This is a genomic window from Pseudolactococcus reticulitermitis, assembly GCF_002260845.1.
GTDB classification, from domain to species: domain Bacteria; phylum Bacillota; class Bacilli; order Lactobacillales; family Streptococcaceae; genus Pseudolactococcus; species Pseudolactococcus reticulitermitis.
Genome location: NZ_BEDT01000001.1, coordinates 392,017 through 409,696 on the forward strand (window position 1 = coordinate 392,017; position 17,680 = coordinate 409,696).

Consider the following 17,680-nt stretch of genomic DNA (forward strand, 5'->3'; position numbering starts at 1 on the left):
TTTATTCCAACTCCTTTTTCAGATAGTTGATAACTTCACCTGAATTCTCGGCGTCAATAATGGTATTGACAGCAGACATGCTTAGTCTTTTTGGCCTGTATATCAGAGGATATTTATCAAGTGGCATGCGATCTTCTTGGTAGCCAGATAACTTTTGATTTAGCTCGTCAATCTTCTGGAATTGGTTGTTGCGTACAATAGTCAGTTGTTCAATCTCTTTTTCAAGACTTGCAATTAACATGGCTTTGCGTACCAGTTCATTTTGTAGATTTTCGTAATCTGCAAGTTTTAGTATTTTGTATTCAATCATCCGATTCCCTTCTAATCTTCAAATTTAAAATCCGGTTTACATCTGTCGCTTAAACCTCTTGTTTTTTTTAGATAAACAGAAAATGCAACAAAAGCATCATATCTAGTTATCTTGCCACCAACTTCCAACACATACTTAGTAGCCACAGGATCCTTCTCCATTAATACGCGACGGTCTGCAATCTGACGTTTTTTTCTATGCAACAACTTGCCTAATTCTTCATCTGGATAATACATTTTATCCGCTGGAAGTGGTTCTGCCGTTGCAGTCGAAACATAGTGCATTACTTCTTTCATTACTCTCCTCCCATATATGCTATAATTAACTTGTAAATATTTTTACTTAGGGCCAGTCTGCAAACTGGCTTTTTTGTTTTAAAATTAGTATTTATTTTTTCACTCCTTCCATACCCCCACTTTGATAGAAAATTCTTTGATAATAGCCATGTAAATTTCAACAAGCTTTTTATCATCTGCAATGACGTCAACTTTATTAAGTTTCTCGCGTTTAGATTTACTCACACCTTCGCCAGCCATTACATTGCGTTTATTCGTCAAACGAATGCCAAGTTTACAACCAGCACGGCGTTCCAACTCTTGATAAATATCAGATTGAACTTCTTGATAAGCGGTATAGCCACCTTGGGTTTTAGCAATTGCATTAATCAGTTGTCGCGTATCCTTGCGCCAATCCACTGTATTGACTGCAACGATTTCAGAAATACTATCAACTTTTGTTTCAAGCTGTCTCGTTGCCAACTCCTGTTTTGCCAATGATTTGAAAAGACCATTGAACATTTGAAGTTCAGGACTGAGATGAGATGTATCAAATTCACTTCTCATGTTAAAATAGCTATCTACTAACTGATCATAGATTTCCCACGCCTTATCATCTTCAAGAATTTTAAGCAATTTGGCATATCCTCGTTCTGATAAGAGGTAGATATTTTTAGCCATTCTTACTGAATGAACTTCAAGCCCATAATTCTCAGTAAGGTCATTTTGGTTGACCTTAGATTTCAAGTCAATAATATCTAGACCATCTCTGAATCTGTCACTATTCAACTTTATGGCTTGATTAATAGTTTTAACTTCTCGACCATGAATTATTGCAATGTCTTTTACGAGCATTGCTTTTTTACCTTCTCTAAAACCTCCCTCGATTCCTGTGAATTGGATAGAACCAATTGATTGAGTTCCAGTTACTTTAATTTGTGTTGTCATAAGTTTTCCTTTCTAGCGAATTTTGAAATCACTAATGATTTTTAGGATTACACGATTGGCACGGCTAGAAGTATCCTTACCGGTCATCATATCTGAAAAATCACCCGATGAAATACCATACTGAGTAGCCAAATCAATTTGATTTACTCCGCTCTCTTTGATAAACTCAATAATCTTTTCGCGACCAGTGGTTGTTTGTGGCATAATAAGCTCCTTTCTATTTCACTAGCTTATACACTAGCTTAGTAATAAGATGGAAATTAACTTTTTTTATAGTTTATTATTGACAAAAACTAAACTTTATACTAAACTAAAAGCATAGTTAAAAGACCTATTAAATACTTTTAAAAACTTGCGTGGTGGCATTTGTTTTTTAGTTAGTAATTACAGGTTTTATTAAACTAGCAAATAAGCTAGTTTTTCATCTTACAAGAACATTATATTAAACTTTTTGCTAGTTGTCAACACAAAACAAGTAAAAAGTTTAGGTTTGTTTTTTGTATCTTTTTTGGAGGCACAAAAAAATGACGGTTTATGATCGTATTAAACAACTTGCAGAGCAAAGAAAACTAACAATTTCAGAAGTAGAAGATAAACTCGAAATGGGAAGAAACTCATTATACGCTTGGAGAAAAAAAACACCCAACGGCACCAGTTTAGAAAAAGCAGCTGATTATTTTAATACAACAACAGACTATCTATTAGGAAGAACTCAGAACCCATACCGTCCTAGTTCTCCCGAAGAAGATTTTTCAGAATGGCTTGAGGAAGATGAAGAAATTCGTATCATTCAAAGAGCAGCTAAAAATATGAGCAATGAAGATAGAAAAAAAGCGATAGATTTGTGGAAGGTAGCTTTTGATAAAGCTTTTGAAGATGATGACAATAAGTAAACCAAACTTTTTAAATGCTAAAACAGTTGCTTACAAAGTATTAGAGGCTTCAAATGTAACAGTCTTTCCTATTCCAATTTTTGATATTATTAATCAGGTTGAGCAGCTTAGAGTATATTCATATAAAGAAATGTCTGATTTAGTTGGTATATCTGAGACAGAGGTTGCTCAAAAAATGGCACTCTCTGATGAAGGTGCCATCTCCACTTATGGAAAAAATAAAATATTAATTCTATACAACTCAAATGTTTCAGAAAAGATGGTGGAACGCATAAGGTTTACGTTAGCCCATGAGTTAGGTCATCTTTTTCTAGGTCACCCATTTGCTACAAAAAATTCAGTTTTATCAAGAAACAGTATAACAGAAATAGAAAATAGAGTATTCGAAATAGAAGCTGATTTTTTCGCGAAAGAACTTTTAGCTCCTAGCTTTCTCGTGAGCAGGGTCGATCCTTTAAGTGCTGATGTAGTATCCAGAAAATTTGAAATTAGTAATCAATCTAGTACTTACGCCATTGAAAATATTTCAAAGTCAAGAAATAATGGTGGGTGGTGGTTAAATAATTTAAATCCTCCAGCTTGGTTCTCAGATGCACTTCAAAGATTCAATTTTATTGATCGTAAAAATTTCTTTGGCGAAAAAGCAAGAAACCAGTCCCAATATTTAACTTTAGAGCGAATTTTCAAATCCAAGTATTACCACTTCTGCAGTAATTGCAAAAGTCTGGATATTAATTATGAGCATCAATTAAACTATTGTGCAATTTGCGGATCTAATGAATTGGAAGTTGTTACGCACAATAACTATTTTCAATTTCATGAGACAAATGAACAATTAATAGAATTTTATGTTCAAGGAGATAAGAAAGAAAAATCAATGAAATATAAAGCGTTGATATTGGATGATGAAGGACGGCTTACTGAGGAGTGCCCTAATTGTAAAAACGAAAATCTAAACAATAATTTCTGCTCTGTTTGCGGTAATGAGATTATTAACAAATGTACTGGTCTTCACGAAGAAAATGATCCTTTTTCTAGTATCTATAACGTCAAAGAAAAATGTACAGGGACATTAAAAGGAGCTGATAGATATTGCTGTAACTGTGGTGCAATATCAACATTTTTAGAAAATGGATTCTTACCAGCGTGGAACAATATCTCAGAATTGGAGGAACTCCCTTATTAAAATATGGAAAATAATATTGATAACACTTGCCTTGAATGTGGCTATGAATATACAACAGATAAGTATTGTGAAATATGTGGTACTGAACGAATAAATTATTGTTCCGGTACAAACATCAAAGATACTGAGATATACTCTACTACACCTTGTAAGGATCCTCTTTCTTCTGAAGCAAGATATTGTTCAGTATGTGGTGCTAGCTCAACATATTATGAAAGCGGTTTATTGAATCTTTGGGACGCACCTGCTACAATCAAAAAACTGAAATACGCCTCTCCCTATAAGCTACTAACTTCAAGACATTCTTTTCTTGAATCTCTTGAAGATTGGTTAGTTGATTTAGATCAATCAATTGCTGTCAGAATCGAACAATACCTACACTCTGTCATGTACCCCGCTTATAGATTCTTGGATGGACATGTCAATAATGGTGATATGAAGGAACTTACTTATATAGCAACTAAACTTACTACTGTGTTACTACTATCATATCTAGACGGGTATAATACAGATAATGTCTACGACGTTCAAGTATATGAGGAACACGATTACCCTTTAGGGAGTTTAGAAAATCAAATAAAAGTACGAGAAGTGTTATCTGAAGCACTCCAAAAGATAGATAGTATTTATCCCGACCCCACTATTTCAAAAAATAAGATCCTAAAACCCAACTCTTTGGATTTCAGAATTACTGAGTTACAGGTTAATCCAATAATTAAAACAAGTTATTTTAAATATGATCTCAATGATCCAATTGACTTCACTCATCCATACATGACTATAGATCAAATGAAAAAAGCGATTAGGCGAAACTTTCAAGAACCTAGGGATTTTTTCATATATAGTGATTCTGCTGAAGAATTGATAAAGGAATTGGATGAGCAGTTCAATGCTGCTATTTCTAACAGTGGATATGGAGGCGAACTTAGAATGCCGATTCTAGTTTTCCCAATCCCGACAGGTGAAATGTGGGACCCAGTTAAATATGGTTTCATTGTCAAGTATGAAGCTAACGGCGAAACCCATGTTTATTCACCCGTAGCCATTCCGAGTTTAGAACAAAATAGCATATAAGGTATCGTGTAAACTTGATCCACGTTAAAAGCTAAAAAAATAAAAAGATTGAATTTGACAGTTTAAACTAAGATATGATATGCTTATATTAATCTTAATGAACGTTCGCCCTTGCGAACTTAAAATAACTGTCTAACTTACGAGTTGGGCAGTTATTTTAATAATACGGAGAAATATATGACGGATGAACTTAAAACAAATTACGATGAATTAACATTTGAAAATATCAAACACCTTGATGAAAATGGTCAAGAATATTGGTATGCCAGAGAATTGCAACCCGTTTTAGAATATTCTCAATGGCGTCGTTTCGCTGAAACAATTGAACGGGCAAAAGTTGCAAGCAAAAATGCTGGGATCCCCGTAAACTCCAATTTTGCCGACGTTGGCAAAATGGTAAAAGTCGGTATTAGTGAACGTGAAATTGGCGATATAAAACTTTCACGATATGCCTGCTACCTCATTGTCCAAAATGGTGACCCACGAAAAGAAGTCATCGCCCTTGGTCAAAGCTACTTTGCCATCAAAACACGCCAACAAGAATTAGTCGACAATTTCAACAGCCTTGACGAAAACAACAAACGCCTTGCAATTCGTCAAGAAATGAAAGAGCATAATAAATCATTGCTTGAAGCTGCTAAAATGTCTGGCGTCACCAACTATGGTAAATTTCAAAATTTTGGTTATAAAGGTCTATATGGCGGCATGACCAAAAAAGATATCCATGACCGAAAAGAGCTTGAGGATGGTCAAAATATCCTAGACCATATGGGAAGTGCCGAGTTAGCCGCTAACCTTTTCCGTGCCACCCAAACCGATGAAGTCTTACGAAGTAGGCAATTATCTGATGAAGAACTTGCCAACGAAACACACTTTAATGTTGGTAAGACTATCAGAAAAACAATGGAAGAATTAGGGACAACCATGCCTGAAAATCTACCAACGCCAAGCGAAAGCATCAATGAGTTGAAAAAAGCTCAAAAAAATAAGCTGAAAAATCAAACTAATGATGATCAACTTTCTCTTTTTGACGATTAAGTATACTTAAAAAAAGCGCCACCCACTCCCCGACCAAAGTTTGTGAGTAACGCTTATCATCATAATGCACTATTGCTAGTGTTTTTACTATCCCCATTTTACCATAGAAAGCGAGCAGAAATCAAATGTGGTCACAACAAATACCAAACGGCAGATACCAATATTTTGAAAGATACATCGACCCATACACTGAAAAAATGGTGCGGATCAGTGTCACACTAGATGGAAATAGCAGGTCAATGCAAAAGCAAGCTGCGTTATTGTTAAACGAAAAAATCAGTCGTAAGCTAAACGAGTTATCCACAACCGATGCGTTGCTTCTGGATGTCTCAAAAGAATGGTGGGAACAGTACAAAAAGACGCTAAAACAATCTTCAATCAGCTCAATGACTAGCGGGGTAAATTATCTGCTCAATACGATTAACCCGCATACAAAAATTAAAAATGTCAATGTCAAATTCATCCAAAATATTATCAACGATGATAATATCAAACGCTCACAACTCGAAAGAATAAAATCAGTCCTAAACCTCATTTTTGACTATGCCGTAACCCTAGAATATGTCACAGACAATCCAGCAAGGCGCGCGAAACTTCCTAAGCGCGTCAAGACACTTGAAGACCTAGAAAAAGTTAACAACAAATACTTGGAGCAATCCGAGCTTTCTGACATTCTAGCAGAGCTATATAGACGACCAGATACTTACCGTCACGGTTTACTCGCCGAATTCATGAGCCTCAACGGGTGCAGAATGGGCGAGGCAATAGCCTTGAAATATGACAATTACCACAAATCAGATAAGACCATTGATATACATGGTACTTTAGATACGACTGTTGGTTATGCCAAAGGCGACAAGACAACCCCGAAAACAGTTAGTAGTTATCGAACAGTAGAGTTGAGCGATAGGGAAATAGCCATTATAGATGAAATGATAGCCATATCTCAAACAGAAAAAATGATAAATCCCACCTACCACAATATGGGCTTTATTTTCGTTTCTAACAGCGGTATCCCTATTCAGATAAACTCATTCAACCTAACCTTAAAAAGAGCTAATACACGCCTTAAAACGCCGATAAAAAAGAATTTTAGCTCACACATCTTCAGACACAGTCTGGTCAGCTTTCTAGCTGAAAATAATGTGCCATTAAAGGCAATTATGGATAGAGTGGGGCACTCGCATAGCAGCAAAACGACAAGCGAAATATACACCCACGTAACAGAAAACATGAAGTCAAGCATCATAGATATCCTAAACGCCAAATAGGCGTTTTTATATTTTGTGCCATATATGTGCCATATGAATGCCCGAACCAACAAAAAAACAACCACAGAGCCCTGTGGTTGTCATATGCTAGACGTTGAATTATTTAACAGCGTCTTTCAAAGCTTTACCAGCTTTGAATGCAGGAACAGTTGTTGCTGCAATTTTGATTGAGTCTCCAGTTTGTGGGTTGCGACCTTCACGAGCTGCACGTTCGCGAGTTTCGAATGTACCAAAACCGATGAGTTGAACTTTTTCACCTTTTGCAAGGAATTCAGAAACTGAAGCGAAAACAGCGTTTACTGCTTTTTCAGCGTCTTTTTTAGTCAAATCTGCAGATTCTGCAACTTTTGCGATCAATTCTTGTTTGTTAGCCATTTTAAAAATGTCCTCCAATAATTATTTTTACCCTCAGGCAAACTTTATTATAGCAAGTAACGACCATTAAAGCAAGTAAAAACCGCTATTCTAGCGATTTTAAAGGTATTTTTACATAAAAAGCGCTATTTATTTACTTTTGCATCAAGTTAAAGACAAATTTATCGTTTTTCAAGTCAAGTTTGTTAGCCTCTAAAAAAGTATCCTTAGCCAGCGCAATTTGCGGTAAATTGATTAAAACTTCTTGTTTCTCTGATTCAATGGTCACAAATTTAGGTAAATCGTAAGAACCCTTGATATAATTTAGAACAGTCTTAGTCGGTAAACTCAAGGTCCCAATGGAAATGCTACTGACTTTCAGATCAACTAAGCCATCATTTAAGGCATAAGGTTCAAAATAGACATATAAGGGGATATCTTTCCCAAATAGTTGATAAGAGCCCTCAAGGACGGCTTTATCAGACAGATAGAACTTATAGCTCATCTTTTCCCCTTGGAAGTCTCCTAGATATTTGTTAATGACCGTATTCAGTTGCTCTGTATTGGTTGAGATTTCTGCAACTTTATTGACGCCTTTGATGACACTCACCTTGTCCAATACTTTTTGATCACGATGTTTGGTAATTTGAAAGCCAACGACCGCAACGAAAGCGATATTAATCGCTAGTATCAGCAAAAAGAGATATTTCCAGTACTTATTTTTCATTATGATGCTCCTTGTAAGCTTCAGCGACTGCGTCACTCATGATTTGATAGCCGATATTATTGGGATGAAAATGATCTTCCTCAAACAGCGCATTATTCGTTATCGTTTGAACGGTGCCATCGCTAGTCGTCACGCCTTGACTACCATCTACCCCTTGATAAAGCAGGTCGTTAATCGGGACAAAGTACATCTTCTTTTGCTGGGCAATGGTCGCCTGTGTTGCTTGGTTCCAATGGTCGATGATATCTTGCATCTCCGTGATATCGGGGAAATTGAGGTAGAAAGGGTTATAGATGCCCAAGATATAGACCTGCGCATCTGAATTATACTTGCGGATAAAATCAAAGATTTCGGTCAACTGCTTTTGATAGGTTTGTGCTGGCTTATCAAATGAGCTCTCTGTCAGGTTCGTGAGCTGTGTTCTGATGACTTTCATGACATCATTGCCACCCACAGTGATGGTAATCACATCCGCATTTTTAATCGCTGACTGGATTTTCTTCTGATCAGTCATGCGCTTATAAATCTGAGTGGACGTATCGCCAGCCACACCAAAATTTTGCGAGACAACATTGACATCTGAGATCTCATCAATGGATTTGGCTAATAGCGGAACAAAGCCACCTTGATTGGTCTGATCGCCAACGCCTTCTGTCAATGAATCTCCGATTGCCACATAATTCAGACGTTTCTGGGTTAAGGCAGATTTCAACTCCTTGTTAGAAAGTTCTGATCCTACTGGAATAAGTAAAAAGTGGCTAATAATGGTAAAGAGGGCAAAAATTGCCACCACGAAGACGGCAATTTCAATCAACCAACGGCGCAAACGCCCTTTGTATTTGTTTTCTTTCATAGTCTTTCCTATTGCATGTTGCGCAAGAACGATTAGCGGTTAGTTCCCAGCTTATTCAAACTCAATCATCAGTGCCCAAGCACCTGGTCCAGTATGTGTCGCAACCGTTGAGTTAGTGTCTAAAATTGAAATTTGTTTGCCCACAAGAGGTTGAAGCTTATCTCTCATCAACTCAGAAAAAGTTATATTTTCTGCGTGTGAAATGCCAATCTCCTTGATTTTTCGAGTGGCGATTTTCTCTGAAAACTCATCCAACCATTTTTGGAAAGTCTTGTTCCCACGACCTTTTAAAATTGGTACTAATGAGGTATCGACTAGCGCCATGACCACTTTAATATTTAAAATCCCACTGAGCATTCCCGTCACACGGTTCACGCGCCCACCCTTGACCAAATTATCAAGGTTAGAAATCCCGATATAAAGCTCCGTATTCTGTTTAGTTGTTTCGATTGCTGCTAGAATTTCTGCTTTTGTCGCACCAGCTGCTGCCATTTTCGCCGCCTCGATGACTTGGAACTTCAAGCCTTGGTCGATAAAGTCGCTATCGATGACCGTCACATCTGCATTTGAGAGCATGGCACCTTGGCGCGCCGCTTCTACCGTACCAGATAAGGCCTTGGTCAAATGGATACTGATGATTTGGCTACCGTCTTGGGCTAATTTATCGTAAGTTTCCGAGAATACCCCAACTGGTGGTTGAGATGTTTTAGGCAGATTCTTGCTGACCTTCATTTTTGCCATGAATTGGTCTGCGGATAAATCGGTATCCTGATACAGGACACCGTCAATCAAAATCGCTAAGGGCACAATCGTAATCCCGTATTTTTCAATCAGTTCTGGCTCAACTGTAATCGTTGAGTCCGTCACAATTTTTATCGTCATTGTTAAAAAACTCTTTTCTGTCGGAAGCGACTTAAAAATAAAAACAATTATTTTCTAGTAATCTCCAAAAATATGTTATACTTGAGATGAAGTAGTTTTCAAAACTAGATGGTAGAATTTGAACTACTTCCAAGATTATTATATCAAATTTTGAGTAAAATTTCTCAATTTATCACATTGCTTTTTATTCGCATAATATAGAAAAAGGTGTCTTTTGAAAAATTCCAAGGCTTACATCATTACAAATGAAGTTTTTAATGCCGTCACACACGGTATCGGATTTGGCTTTGCGGTCGCAGGATTGGTTTTGCTTATCCTCAAGGGCGTTGCAAACCATTCCGCACTACAAGTCGTCAGTTATACCATTTATGGGTCGACACTCGTACTGCTCTTTCTTTTTTCGACACTCTTTCACAGTCTCATCTTTACCAAAGCGCATCAAGTTTTCCAAGTTTTTGACCATTCTTCGATTTATCTTTTGATTGCGGGGACTTATACGCCTTATTGCTCGATTACGCTCAATGGTTGGCTGGGTTGGACCTTATTTGCCATCGTTTGGGCGTGCGCCATCACAGGTATCGTCCTCAAATCTGTTTTTCTACCTAAATGGGACCACGTGCCACGCCTGTCAACGGTCTTATATGTCATCATGGGCTGGCTCATCGTCTTTGCCTTGAAACCACTCTGGGACGCCTTGCCACACACGGGCGTCTGGCTCCTCTTTATCGGCGGTGTGCTCTACACTTGCGGCGCCTTCTTCTACTCGCTCAAATTTCCCTATGCTCACGTGGTCTGGCATTTATTCGTCATTGCAGCAGCTGTGCTCATGTGGCTCTCGGTTTATAAATTTATCTAAAGATATACGCCCCAGTCATCCGACAAGAGGCGTATTTTTTGCATTAGATTAAGTCAATCATCTATAAATCGCCTTATCCACATATCCCGTCAAGCGTTTCAATAAAATCTCCGACTCGTCGACGTAAATGCCTGTCATTTGTGTGGTTTTTGTGGTTTCATTATACAAAATCACAGGCGAATTGCCCGGAAACTCTCTTAAAATCTGGGCAATACGCGCATTTTTAGTCGTATCTAAAACAGCTAACCAAAGTTTTTTATCCGTCTCCACCACCTTAACCAAGCTTTCAACGATCAACTGCAAGCGGTCATTTCGCTCAGAAACCTTACCCGTCATCAAGTAAAAATCATTGACCGCCAACTCAGCTAAATAATGATGATAGCTTTCAGGAAACATGGTCACATCAAGTTCGTCCTTGGTGTCCGTCACATTTAAGAAAGCCATGGTTGCACCATTCTTCGTTCGATGTGGTTTCAAATGCGTTAGTTGAACCAAAATCGTTGTTTTTTGCCCCGTCGTAAGGGCACTAATCTCAGTAAAATTGCCTTGGCGTGTTCTTGCAATCCGCATCAGGGGATGTTCCGTCACTGCCACCCCCATCAAATCAAACTCCATCTGATATTTTTCAGCATTGCTATAATCATCATAGGCAACATAAGCAAACTTCAAATTAGTCGCCGTTTCGGAAAAAAGATCCGTCTGAAAAACAGAATTAAAGTCCAACAATTTCTTGAGATTTTCAACTAATTTCCGGCGATTGGTGTCAAAATAATCAAATGCCCCAATCTCAATCAAGGGTCTGATGACCGTTTCCTTTCGATAGTTTTCAGGTAATTTCTGAATAAAATCCTGCAACCCTGAAAATTCTCGATGCTCAATAATCCAAAGGGCTAAATCACGTGGGAAACTTTTAATCGCCCGCATGCCTAAGAAAATCTCACCATTAGATAATTTATCATAGTAGGGCATGCGATTAATCGTCGGTTGTGCCAGTTTAAAACCTAGATTTTGTGCATCATTGAGCAGTGCGACACGCTTACTATCCCGCAACATGATTTCATAAAAGACATCTGGATAGTGCGCCTTGAAATAAGTCATTTGAACAGCCAAAGCGCCATAACCAAAGGCATGAGACCGGTTAAAACCGTAGTTAGCAAAGCGTTCAATCAACTCATAAATCTCCGTCGCTTTTTCTGTCGTGTGGCCTTTTTTCAAACTGCCTGCAATAAATTCAGCTTTTAACTGCTCAAATTCACTGCCTTGTTTTTTAGAAATAGCTCGTCGGAGCAAATCCGCCCGACCGAGTGAAAAACCTGCAAAAATCTGGGCAACCTGCATGATTTGTTCCTGATAAATCATAATCCCATAAGTCGGCGCTAAAATGTCAGCAATCGAGGTATCCGGATAAATAACCGTTTCCTCACCATGCCGGCGTCTGATAAATTCTGGAATGAAAGCTGAGGGTCCTGGTCTGAAAATCGAGGTCGCTGCGACCACATCCGCAAATTCTGTCGGTTTTAATTGGCGCAGAAAATTCATCATCTGAGGATTTTCAAACTGGAAAATCCCCAAAGTCTGACCCTTTCTGAAAATTTCAAGCGTCGTATCATCATTGAGGTCAATTTGGCTGATGTCGATATGTTTGTCATATCTTTCTGCCACTAAATCCCGCATGTCATTGATGAAAGTTAGGTTTTTGATACTCAGAAAGTCAAATTTAATCAGACCAATTGCTTCAACATCATGCGCTTCAAACTGGGTAATGGGTAAGGTTTCGCCAGGTGCTAAGGGCAGGTAATCCGTCAAATCGTGGGCAGCTAGGACGACGCCCGAGGCGTGAACCGACTTCTGACGGGGCATGCCTTCTATTTTCTGCGCATAGGAAAAGATTTGCTGTAGACGAGAATCGTTAATGATCTCAGCTCTAAAGCGATTATTTTTCTCATATTCCTGAGCGAGATTATCCGAGCGGCCAATCATACTCGAAACATGTGAAATTTCGACTTCTGTCATGCCAAAAACCTTGGCGACATCCCGAAAACTCTGTTTCATGCCAAAGGTCGAAAAAGTCATAATTTGTGCGACATGGCTACTACCATACCGATTTTTGACATAGGTCAAAATCTCAGCACGCTGATTATCTGGCATGTCAATATCAATATCGGGTAGACTGGCCCGTTCAGGATTGAGGAAACGCTCAAAGAGTAAGTTATTGGCAACGGGATCGACACCTGTAATCTGCAAAGCGTAAGCTACGAGCGAGCCTAGCGCAGAGCCACGCCCCATGCCTGTATAAATTTGTTGCGAGCGCGCATAGCGGATGACATCGGCGACAATCAAAAAATAATCGTCAAAGCCCATATCATGGATAACACTCAATTCATGGTCTAATCTAGCCTGATAGCTGGTTGAGATTAAGTTTCTAGCGGTCAAAAAAGTTTCGGCAGTTTCTCTTAGTTCATCTGCTGCTAATTTTTCAGGATTAAAGCGCGGTAAAGCCAAGGTCTCAAGTGCGAGGTCATAGCTGATTTCTGAAACCAACCGGTCTAGATTTTTCAAGCTTTCCGCATCAAATAAAGCGCGGACTTCACTTTCCGCCCGTAAAGTTTCAAAATGGTTGCTGGTCAAGCTGTCATCATACTTGGTGCCGTTTTTGATATGATGTAAAATCGCCAGTGTCTCTGCATCCGCGGCGTTTAAATACCTCACTGATAAAAAAGGAATGGTCGGCCGCAAAAAGCCTGATGCCATGGGCTGCGCCAAACCGACATAAACATCGTTTTGGGGCAAATGGGCAAGGATGCTGTCAACGGCTGAATCCGCGGGAACGATCAGGGCAACATCGCTCAGATGACTGTGCATGTCTATCAAATCGTTATAGCCGAAGTTTTTCTTACTCGAAATGTTGTAGAGATTTTTTAAACCAGCGTTTGTTTTGGCAATAAAAGTGAAATTAATAGCGAGACCGTCCATCAAAAGCGTCGTTTCGTAACCAATGACCGGCTGAATGCCTGCCGCTTGGGCTTGCATGATGAATTGGTGGGCAGCATGGAGATTATCAATATCCGAAATGCCTAACGTTTGATAGCCGAGCGCTTTGGCTGCTGTGATGTAATCTGTGAGTTTGACCGTCGCGTCCATAAAACTAAAAACGGTTTTCGTATTAAGTTGGGCGTACATGATAACTCCTTATATTAGTGACGTATCATTAGTGAACATTTGAACTGCTATCGTCCACTCTATTTGATGTTTTTCTTGCAAAATTTCCTTATTTCTATTATACTTTATTTTGAGAGAAGAAACATATCAGGACATATCTAAAATTGTCATTTTCTATTTTAGAAGCCCCTTTAGAAAGCAGATGGTAGTATGAAATTCTTCGTTGTTCTATTTTGGTCATTGATTTTAAGTGAACTTGCTGGGTTTGTCATCGGTAAACTGAATGATACCAGTTTCCAACCTAGCCTAGTGGCAAGCATTGCCGTTGTCTTCGCAGTCTTTATCTTTATCCTAGACAAAATCTCAATCCCAAAAGATCCAGAAGCTAAAACGTCTAAATAAACCTTAGGGTTTATTTTTTTTATTTTCAAAAAAAGATGACATTGAACATTCGAAACAGATGAGGTATAATAAAACGAAACCGCTTACATAAGCTCTAATATTGGGAGAGGAAAAAGTATGTTTTATTATATTCAAAAATTCAAATGGCACAATGCTCTTTTATTTGTGTTGATTCTATTTTGGGCGGGCATTAATGTTGTCGGTTCACTTGTTTTAACTTGGCTCTTAGATGCCATTATTGCTGGAGAGTGGCAGACTTTTCTATTTTGGGCTGCCATGGACATTATATGTTGGCTTATTTACAGTTTCTTACAAGCCACTAAAGATACTTTCAAAGAACGGATTATCCAAAATCAAATTAACACAATCCGAGAAGATATTTTAGACGATCTCACGCACAAATCCTACAATCAGGTCAAAGCGAATAGTAAAGAGACCTACAGTTCTTGGTTAGTGAACGATATGACGCTACTGCATGACAATGGTTTTATTCAGTTTTACGGCGCTGTTGAAAGTGTTGTAACCGTTCTTTTAAATGCCTTTGCTATTATTTATTTCCACTGGCTTTTGCTGGTCGTTTCTATTTTTATGACAGCCTTTGTTTATTTCGCACCGCAATTTTTTGAAAAAAGAATTGCCAAAGCCACACAAGATGTCTCAGATTTCTCCAATCAAGCTCTGGGCAAAACAACCGATTTCTTCAACGGTTTCGAAGTTTTCTATCACAATAACCAAGGTAATTATTTCAAAACACAAATTTTAGATAGTTTTAAAGCCTTAATCAATCCCAAAGTAACATTAGCTAAACTATCTGCGACTGCCAATTCCATTTCGATGATGGCAAGTATCATTGCGCAAGTTGTGATGTTTATCGTGACAGGTTACTTAATCATCCATGGTGAAGTCACGACAGGGGTTATCTTCTCCATCGCCAATCTAACCAGTTGTTTATTTAATTATACACGAGGTGCTGCCTACAATATTGTCACGTTCAAAGGAACTTTCAAGTTAATGGAAAAATATCATAGTCATCAAGCAACCCCTGAGGAGATGACAATGCCAGTAAAAGATTTTACAACAGCAATCAAAACTAAAAATTTAGTCATGCCATTTGAAAATGGTCATAGACTTACTTTTCCAGATTTTGTTATCAAGAAAGGCGAAAAAGTTGCTATCGTTGGAGATTCAGGTTCTGGCAAATCAACTTTGGTTCATTTACTCATGGGCAATATGCAAAACTATGAGGGTGATATTTTCATTGAGCAAGCCAATTACCGTGACGTCACAATTCAAAGTTTACAAGATATCATTGCACTCATCAGGCAAGAATCTTATGTCTTTCATGAAACTTTAGCTGACAATCTGAAAATTGGTCGTGATATTCCAAACCAACTTTTTGATCAGACCTTAAAGACAAGTCTGGCAGACGATTTTTCTAAAGATAGATTAGATACTATCTTTGATGATAATTTTTCTGGTGGTCAAAAGGCACGGCTTGCCATTGCCCGTGAATTAATGGGTGATAAGCCAATCTTAATCATGGATGAAAGTACTGCCAACCTCGACAAGCAAACTGCCATTCAGATTGAACAAAACATCCTAAGTGATCCCACATTAACTGTCATCATGATCACCCATCACCTCTACGATGAAAGTCGTGATTTGTTAGACCAAATCATTCAACTTTAAACAATCAAAAAAATGCTAGAACATCTGTTCTGGCATTTTTTGGCTTATTTACTTTCAGCGTTTTCAACAGATGCTTTGACAAAGGCTGTATAAAGACCTTCTGATCTGTTTGGACGGCTTGACAATTCTGGGTGATATTGACAGGCCACGAAGAATTTATTTTCTGGTATTTCAACAATTTCAACCAAACGGTTATCAGGTGACACGCCTGAGAAGACGAGTCCTGCTTTTTCAAACTGTTCACGGTAGGCGTTGTTAAATTCATAACGGTGACGGTGACGGCGTTGGATGACTTCTTGATTGTCATAGGCTGCTGCGGTCACTGAATGTGCTTTTAATTTCGCAGGGTAAAGTCCCAAACGCAAGGTGCCCCCCATGTCTTCAACATCGATTTGATCACGCATGAGGTCGATAATCGGGAATTTCGTCTCAGGATTCAACTCAGTTGAGTTGGCACCCTCAAGTCCGAGGACATTGCGACCGAACTCGACACAGGTCAACTGCATGCCCAGACAAACGCCAAGCATCGGCACATCATGTTCCCGCGCATACTGAATCGCCGCAATCTTGCCCTCAGTGCCACGGGGACCAAAGCCACCCGGCACGATAATCCCGTCAGCGTCGCCCAAAAGCTCAGCAGCATTTTCAGGGGTCACATCGTTTGACTGAACCCAGTTCAGGTCAATGTCGGTATCCGCAGGGTAGCCGGCATGTTTCAAGGCCTCAACGACAGAAATATAAGCATCTGGCAGCTCGACATACTTCCCAACCAAGGTAATCTTAGTCGATTTTTTGAGGTTCATAACGTGATGAATCATTTCTGTCCACTCGGTCATATCCGCTTTTGGCAAATCAAGTTTGAGATGATCGACAACGATTTGATCCATGTTTTGGGCTTGCAAGTTAAGCGGGATTTGGTACAAATGTTCCACGTCAAGCGACTCAATCACAGCCTCTGGCGCAACGTCTGTAAACTGGGCAATTTTATTTTTGATGCCTTGTTCAGCCGGCGTTTCTGTCCGAATGACGATCATATTGGGCTGAATCCCCAAACCACGCAATTCTTTAACAGAGTGTTGGGTTGGTTTCGTTTTCATCTCAGCTGACGCTTTCAAATACGGTAACAAGGTTGTATGAATATAGTAGACATTGTCCGCACCCACATCAGATTTCATCTGACGCAAGGCTTCAAGAAATGGCAATGACTCAATATCCCCAACGGTGCCACCGACCTCAGTGATAATCACATCTGAATCAGTCGTCGCTGCCGCACGTTTAATCTTTTCTTTCAAAGCATCTGTAATGTGCGGAATAACCTGAACGGTCGCACCCAAATATTCGCCTTTACGCTCTTTACGCAACACTTCTGAGTAAATTTTACCCGTCGTCACGTTAGAGTATTTGTTGAGGTTGACATCCATGAAACGCTCATAGTGACCCAAATCAAGGTCAGTTTCCGCACCATCATCTGTCACGTAAACTTCCCCATGCTGGTAAGGACTCATCGTCCCTGGGTCAATATTGATGTAGGGATCAAATTTTTGAATCGTGACTTTAAGCCCTCGATTTTTCAAAAGACGCCCAAGACTTGACGCCACAATCCCTTTACCAATCCCTGAAACCACACCACCTGTGACGAAAATATACTTTGTCATTTACCTATTATCTCCTTATTTTTTCATCTCAACACTTGAACAACTGGGAAAATAAATATAAAAAGCTCCCAATATTGGGAGCTATCTGTCTGACCGCCTGAGCGGTGC

18 protein-coding genes are annotated in these 17,680 nt (G+C 39.0%); 8 read left to right on the forward strand and 10 right to left on the reverse strand.

The features are described from left to right. Position 1: 1 nt before the first annotated feature. The 4 genes from RsY01_RS01885 to RsY01_RS01900 all read right to left on the reverse strand — a co-directional run bounded on the left by RsY01_RS01885 (position 2) and on the right by RsY01_RS01900 (position 1,737). The gene (locus RsY01_RS01885; protein ID WP_094783869.1) at positions 2-310 is read right to left on the reverse strand and encodes a hypothetical protein; all 309 of its coding nucleotides are present in this window, start codon (positions 308-310) and stop codon (positions 2-4) included. Positions 311-321: 11 nt separating this feature from the next. Further along, positions 322-606, reverse strand: a complete 285-nt coding sequence (locus RsY01_RS01890; protein ID WP_094783870.1) for a hypothetical protein — start codon at positions 604-606, stop codon at positions 322-324. 99 nt (positions 607-705) lie between these two features. Then, entirely contained in the window at positions 706-1,533 is an 828-nt protein-coding gene (locus RsY01_RS11070; RefSeq protein ID WP_238594931.1) for an ORF6N domain-containing protein, read from the reverse strand. A gap of 12 nt (positions 1,534-1,545) precedes the next feature. Beyond that, the gene (locus RsY01_RS01900) at positions 1,546-1,737 is read right to left on the reverse strand and encodes a hypothetical protein (protein ID WP_094783871.1); all 192 of its coding nucleotides are present in this window, start codon (positions 1,735-1,737) and stop codon (positions 1,546-1,548) included. Positions 1,738-2,057: 320 nt separating this feature from the next. Between RsY01_RS01900 and RsY01_RS01905 the strand changes: the two genes are divergently transcribed. From RsY01_RS01905 to RsY01_RS01925, 5 genes are all read left to right on the forward strand, one after another. Then, complete coding sequence (locus RsY01_RS01905) at positions 2,058-2,426, forward strand: helix-turn-helix domain-containing protein (protein WP_094783872.1); 369 nt, start codon at positions 2,058-2,060, stop codon at positions 2,424-2,426. Next, the gene (locus RsY01_RS01910; protein WP_167373208.1) at positions 2,413-3,612 is read left to right on the forward strand and encodes an ImmA/IrrE family metallo-endopeptidase; all 1,200 of its coding nucleotides are present in this window, start codon (positions 2,413-2,415) and stop codon (positions 3,610-3,612) included. The genes RsY01_RS01905 and RsY01_RS01910 overlap by 14 nt, the downstream gene beginning before the upstream one ends. Positions 3,613-3,615: 3 nt before the next feature. Next, the gene (locus RsY01_RS01915) at positions 3,616-4,686 is read left to right on the forward strand and encodes a zinc ribbon domain-containing protein (RefSeq protein WP_094783874.1); all 1,071 of its coding nucleotides are present in this window, start codon (positions 3,616-3,618) and stop codon (positions 4,684-4,686) included. Between the two features lie 177 nt (positions 4,687-4,863). Continuing rightward, a complete protein-coding gene (gene dinD / locus RsY01_RS01920; protein ID WP_094783875.1) occupies positions 4,864-5,724 on the forward strand; it encodes a DNA damage-inducible protein D in 861 nt (286 codons plus the stop codon). A gap of 125 nt (positions 5,725-5,849) precedes the next feature. Beyond that, complete coding sequence (locus tag RsY01_RS01925) at positions 5,850-6,995, forward strand: tyrosine-type recombinase/integrase (RefSeq protein ID WP_094783876.1); 1,146 nt, start codon at positions 5,850-5,852, stop codon at positions 6,993-6,995. A 99-nt stretch (positions 6,996-7,094) separates the two neighbouring features. Here RsY01_RS01925 and RsY01_RS01930 read toward each other — a convergent pair whose 3' ends face one another. The 4 genes from RsY01_RS01930 to RsY01_RS01945 form a co-directional block, all read right to left on the reverse strand. Continuing rightward, positions 7,095-7,370 (reverse strand): HU family DNA-binding protein, encoded by a 276-nt coding sequence (locus RsY01_RS01930; protein WP_003139300.1) that lies wholly within the window; start codon positions 7,368-7,370, stop codon positions 7,095-7,097. Between the two features lie 133 nt (positions 7,371-7,503). Then, a complete protein-coding gene (locus RsY01_RS01935; RefSeq protein WP_094783877.1) occupies positions 7,504-8,076 on the reverse strand; it encodes a YpmS family protein in 573 nt (190 codons plus the stop codon). Then, entirely contained in the window at positions 8,066-8,929 is an 864-nt protein-coding gene (locus tag RsY01_RS01940) for an SGNH/GDSL hydrolase family protein (RefSeq protein WP_094783878.1), read from the reverse strand. Before RsY01_RS01940 ends, RsY01_RS01935 begins: the two co-directional genes overlap by 11 nt. 51 nt (positions 8,930-8,980) lie before the next feature. After that, complete coding sequence (locus tag RsY01_RS01945; protein WP_094783879.1) at positions 8,981-9,811, reverse strand: DegV family protein; 831 nt, start codon at positions 9,809-9,811, stop codon at positions 8,981-8,983. A 214-nt stretch (positions 9,812-10,025) separates the two neighbouring features. Here RsY01_RS01945 and trhA point away from each other — a divergent pair, with 214 nt between their 5' ends. Further along, positions 10,026-10,667 carry a PAQR family membrane homeostasis protein TrhA gene (gene trhA, locus RsY01_RS01950; protein ID WP_094783880.1) on the forward strand — a complete coding sequence of 214 codons (642 nt, stop codon included), beginning with the start codon at positions 10,026-10,028 and terminating at the stop codon, positions 10,665-10,667. 57 nt (positions 10,668-10,724) lie between these two features. On the opposite strand, the gene RsY01_RS01955 is transcribed toward trhA, so the two are convergent. Next, positions 10,725-13,847 carry a DNA polymerase III subunit alpha gene (locus RsY01_RS01955; protein ID WP_094783881.1) on the reverse strand — a complete coding sequence of 1,041 codons (3,123 nt, stop codon included), beginning with the start codon at positions 13,845-13,847 and terminating at the stop codon, positions 10,725-10,727. 189 nt (positions 13,848-14,036) lie between these two features. Here RsY01_RS01955 and RsY01_RS01960 point away from each other — a divergent pair, with 189 nt between their 5' ends. Next, the gene (locus tag RsY01_RS01960) at positions 14,037-14,228 is read left to right on the forward strand and encodes a YjzD family protein (protein ID WP_094783882.1); all 192 of its coding nucleotides are present in this window, start codon (positions 14,037-14,039) and stop codon (positions 14,226-14,228) included. A gap of 117 nt (positions 14,229-14,345) precedes the next feature. After that, on the forward strand, positions 14,346-15,917 hold the full coding sequence (locus RsY01_RS01965) for an ATP-binding cassette domain-containing protein (protein ID WP_094783883.1): 1,572 nt from the start codon (positions 14,346-14,348) through the stop codon (positions 15,915-15,917). 44 nt (positions 15,918-15,961) lie between these two features. Here RsY01_RS01965 and pyrG read toward each other — a convergent pair whose 3' ends face one another. Continuing rightward, a complete protein-coding gene (gene pyrG, locus RsY01_RS01970) occupies positions 15,962-17,572 on the reverse strand; it encodes a CTP synthase (protein ID WP_094783884.1) in 1,611 nt (536 codons plus the stop codon). Positions 17,573-17,680 lie beyond the last annotated feature (108 nt).

Excerpts from the sequence above, each read along its gene's own strand:
- RsY01_RS01885 (WP_094783869.1), bottom strand. The coding sequence starts at position 310 with ATGATTGAATACAAAATACTAAAACTTGCAGATTACGAAAATCTACAA.
- RsY01_RS01890 (WP_094783870.1), bottom strand. The coding sequence starts at position 606 with ATGAAAGAAGTAATGCACTATGTTTCGACTGCAACGGCAGAACCACTT.
- RsY01_RS11070 (WP_238594931.1), bottom strand. The coding sequence starts at position 1,533 with ATGACAACACAAATTAAAGTAACTGGAACTCAATCAATTGGTTCTATC.
- RsY01_RS01900 (WP_094783871.1), bottom strand. The coding sequence starts at position 1,737 with ATGCCACAAACAACCACTGGTCGCGAAAAGATTATTGAGTTTATCAAA.
- RsY01_RS01905 (WP_094783872.1), top strand. The coding sequence starts at position 2,058 with ATGACGGTTTATGATCGTATTAAACAACTTGCAGAGCAAAGAAAACTA.
- RsY01_RS01910 (WP_167373208.1), top strand. The coding sequence starts at position 2,413 with ATGACAATAAGTAAACCAAACTTTTTAAATGCTAAAACAGTTGCTTAC.
- RsY01_RS01915 (WP_094783874.1), top strand. The coding sequence starts at position 3,616 with ATGGAAAATAATATTGATAACACTTGCCTTGAATGTGGCTATGAATAT.
- dinD (WP_094783875.1), top strand. The coding sequence starts at position 4,864 with ATGACGGATGAACTTAAAACAAATTACGATGAATTAACATTTGAAAAT.
- RsY01_RS01925 (WP_094783876.1), top strand. The coding sequence starts at position 5,850 with ATGTGGTCACAACAAATACCAAACGGCAGATACCAATATTTTGAAAGA.
- RsY01_RS01930 (WP_003139300.1), bottom strand. The coding sequence starts at position 7,370 with ATGGCTAACAAACAAGAATTGATCGCAAAAGTTGCAGAATCTGCAGAT.
- RsY01_RS01935 (WP_094783877.1), bottom strand. The coding sequence starts at position 8,076 with ATGAAAAATAAGTACTGGAAATATCTCTTTTTGCTGATACTAGCGATT.
- RsY01_RS01940 (WP_094783878.1), bottom strand. The coding sequence starts at position 8,929 with ATGAAAGAAAACAAATACAAAGGGCGTTTGCGCCGTTGGTTGATTGAA.
- RsY01_RS01945 (WP_094783879.1), bottom strand. The coding sequence starts at position 9,811 with ATGACGATAAAAATTGTGACGGACTCAACGATTACAGTTGAGCCAGAA.
- RsY01_RS01955 (WP_094783881.1), bottom strand. The coding sequence starts at position 13,847 with ATGTACGCCCAACTTAATACGAAAACCGTTTTTAGTTTTATGGACGCG.
- RsY01_RS01960 (WP_094783882.1), top strand. The coding sequence starts at position 14,037 with ATGAAATTCTTCGTTGTTCTATTTTGGTCATTGATTTTAAGTGAACTT.
- RsY01_RS01965 (WP_094783883.1), top strand. The coding sequence starts at position 14,346 with ATGTTTTATTATATTCAAAAATTCAAATGGCACAATGCTCTTTTATTT.
- pyrG (WP_094783884.1), bottom strand. The coding sequence starts at position 17,572 with ATGACAAAGTATATTTTCGTCACAGGTGGTGTGGTTTCAGGGATTGGT.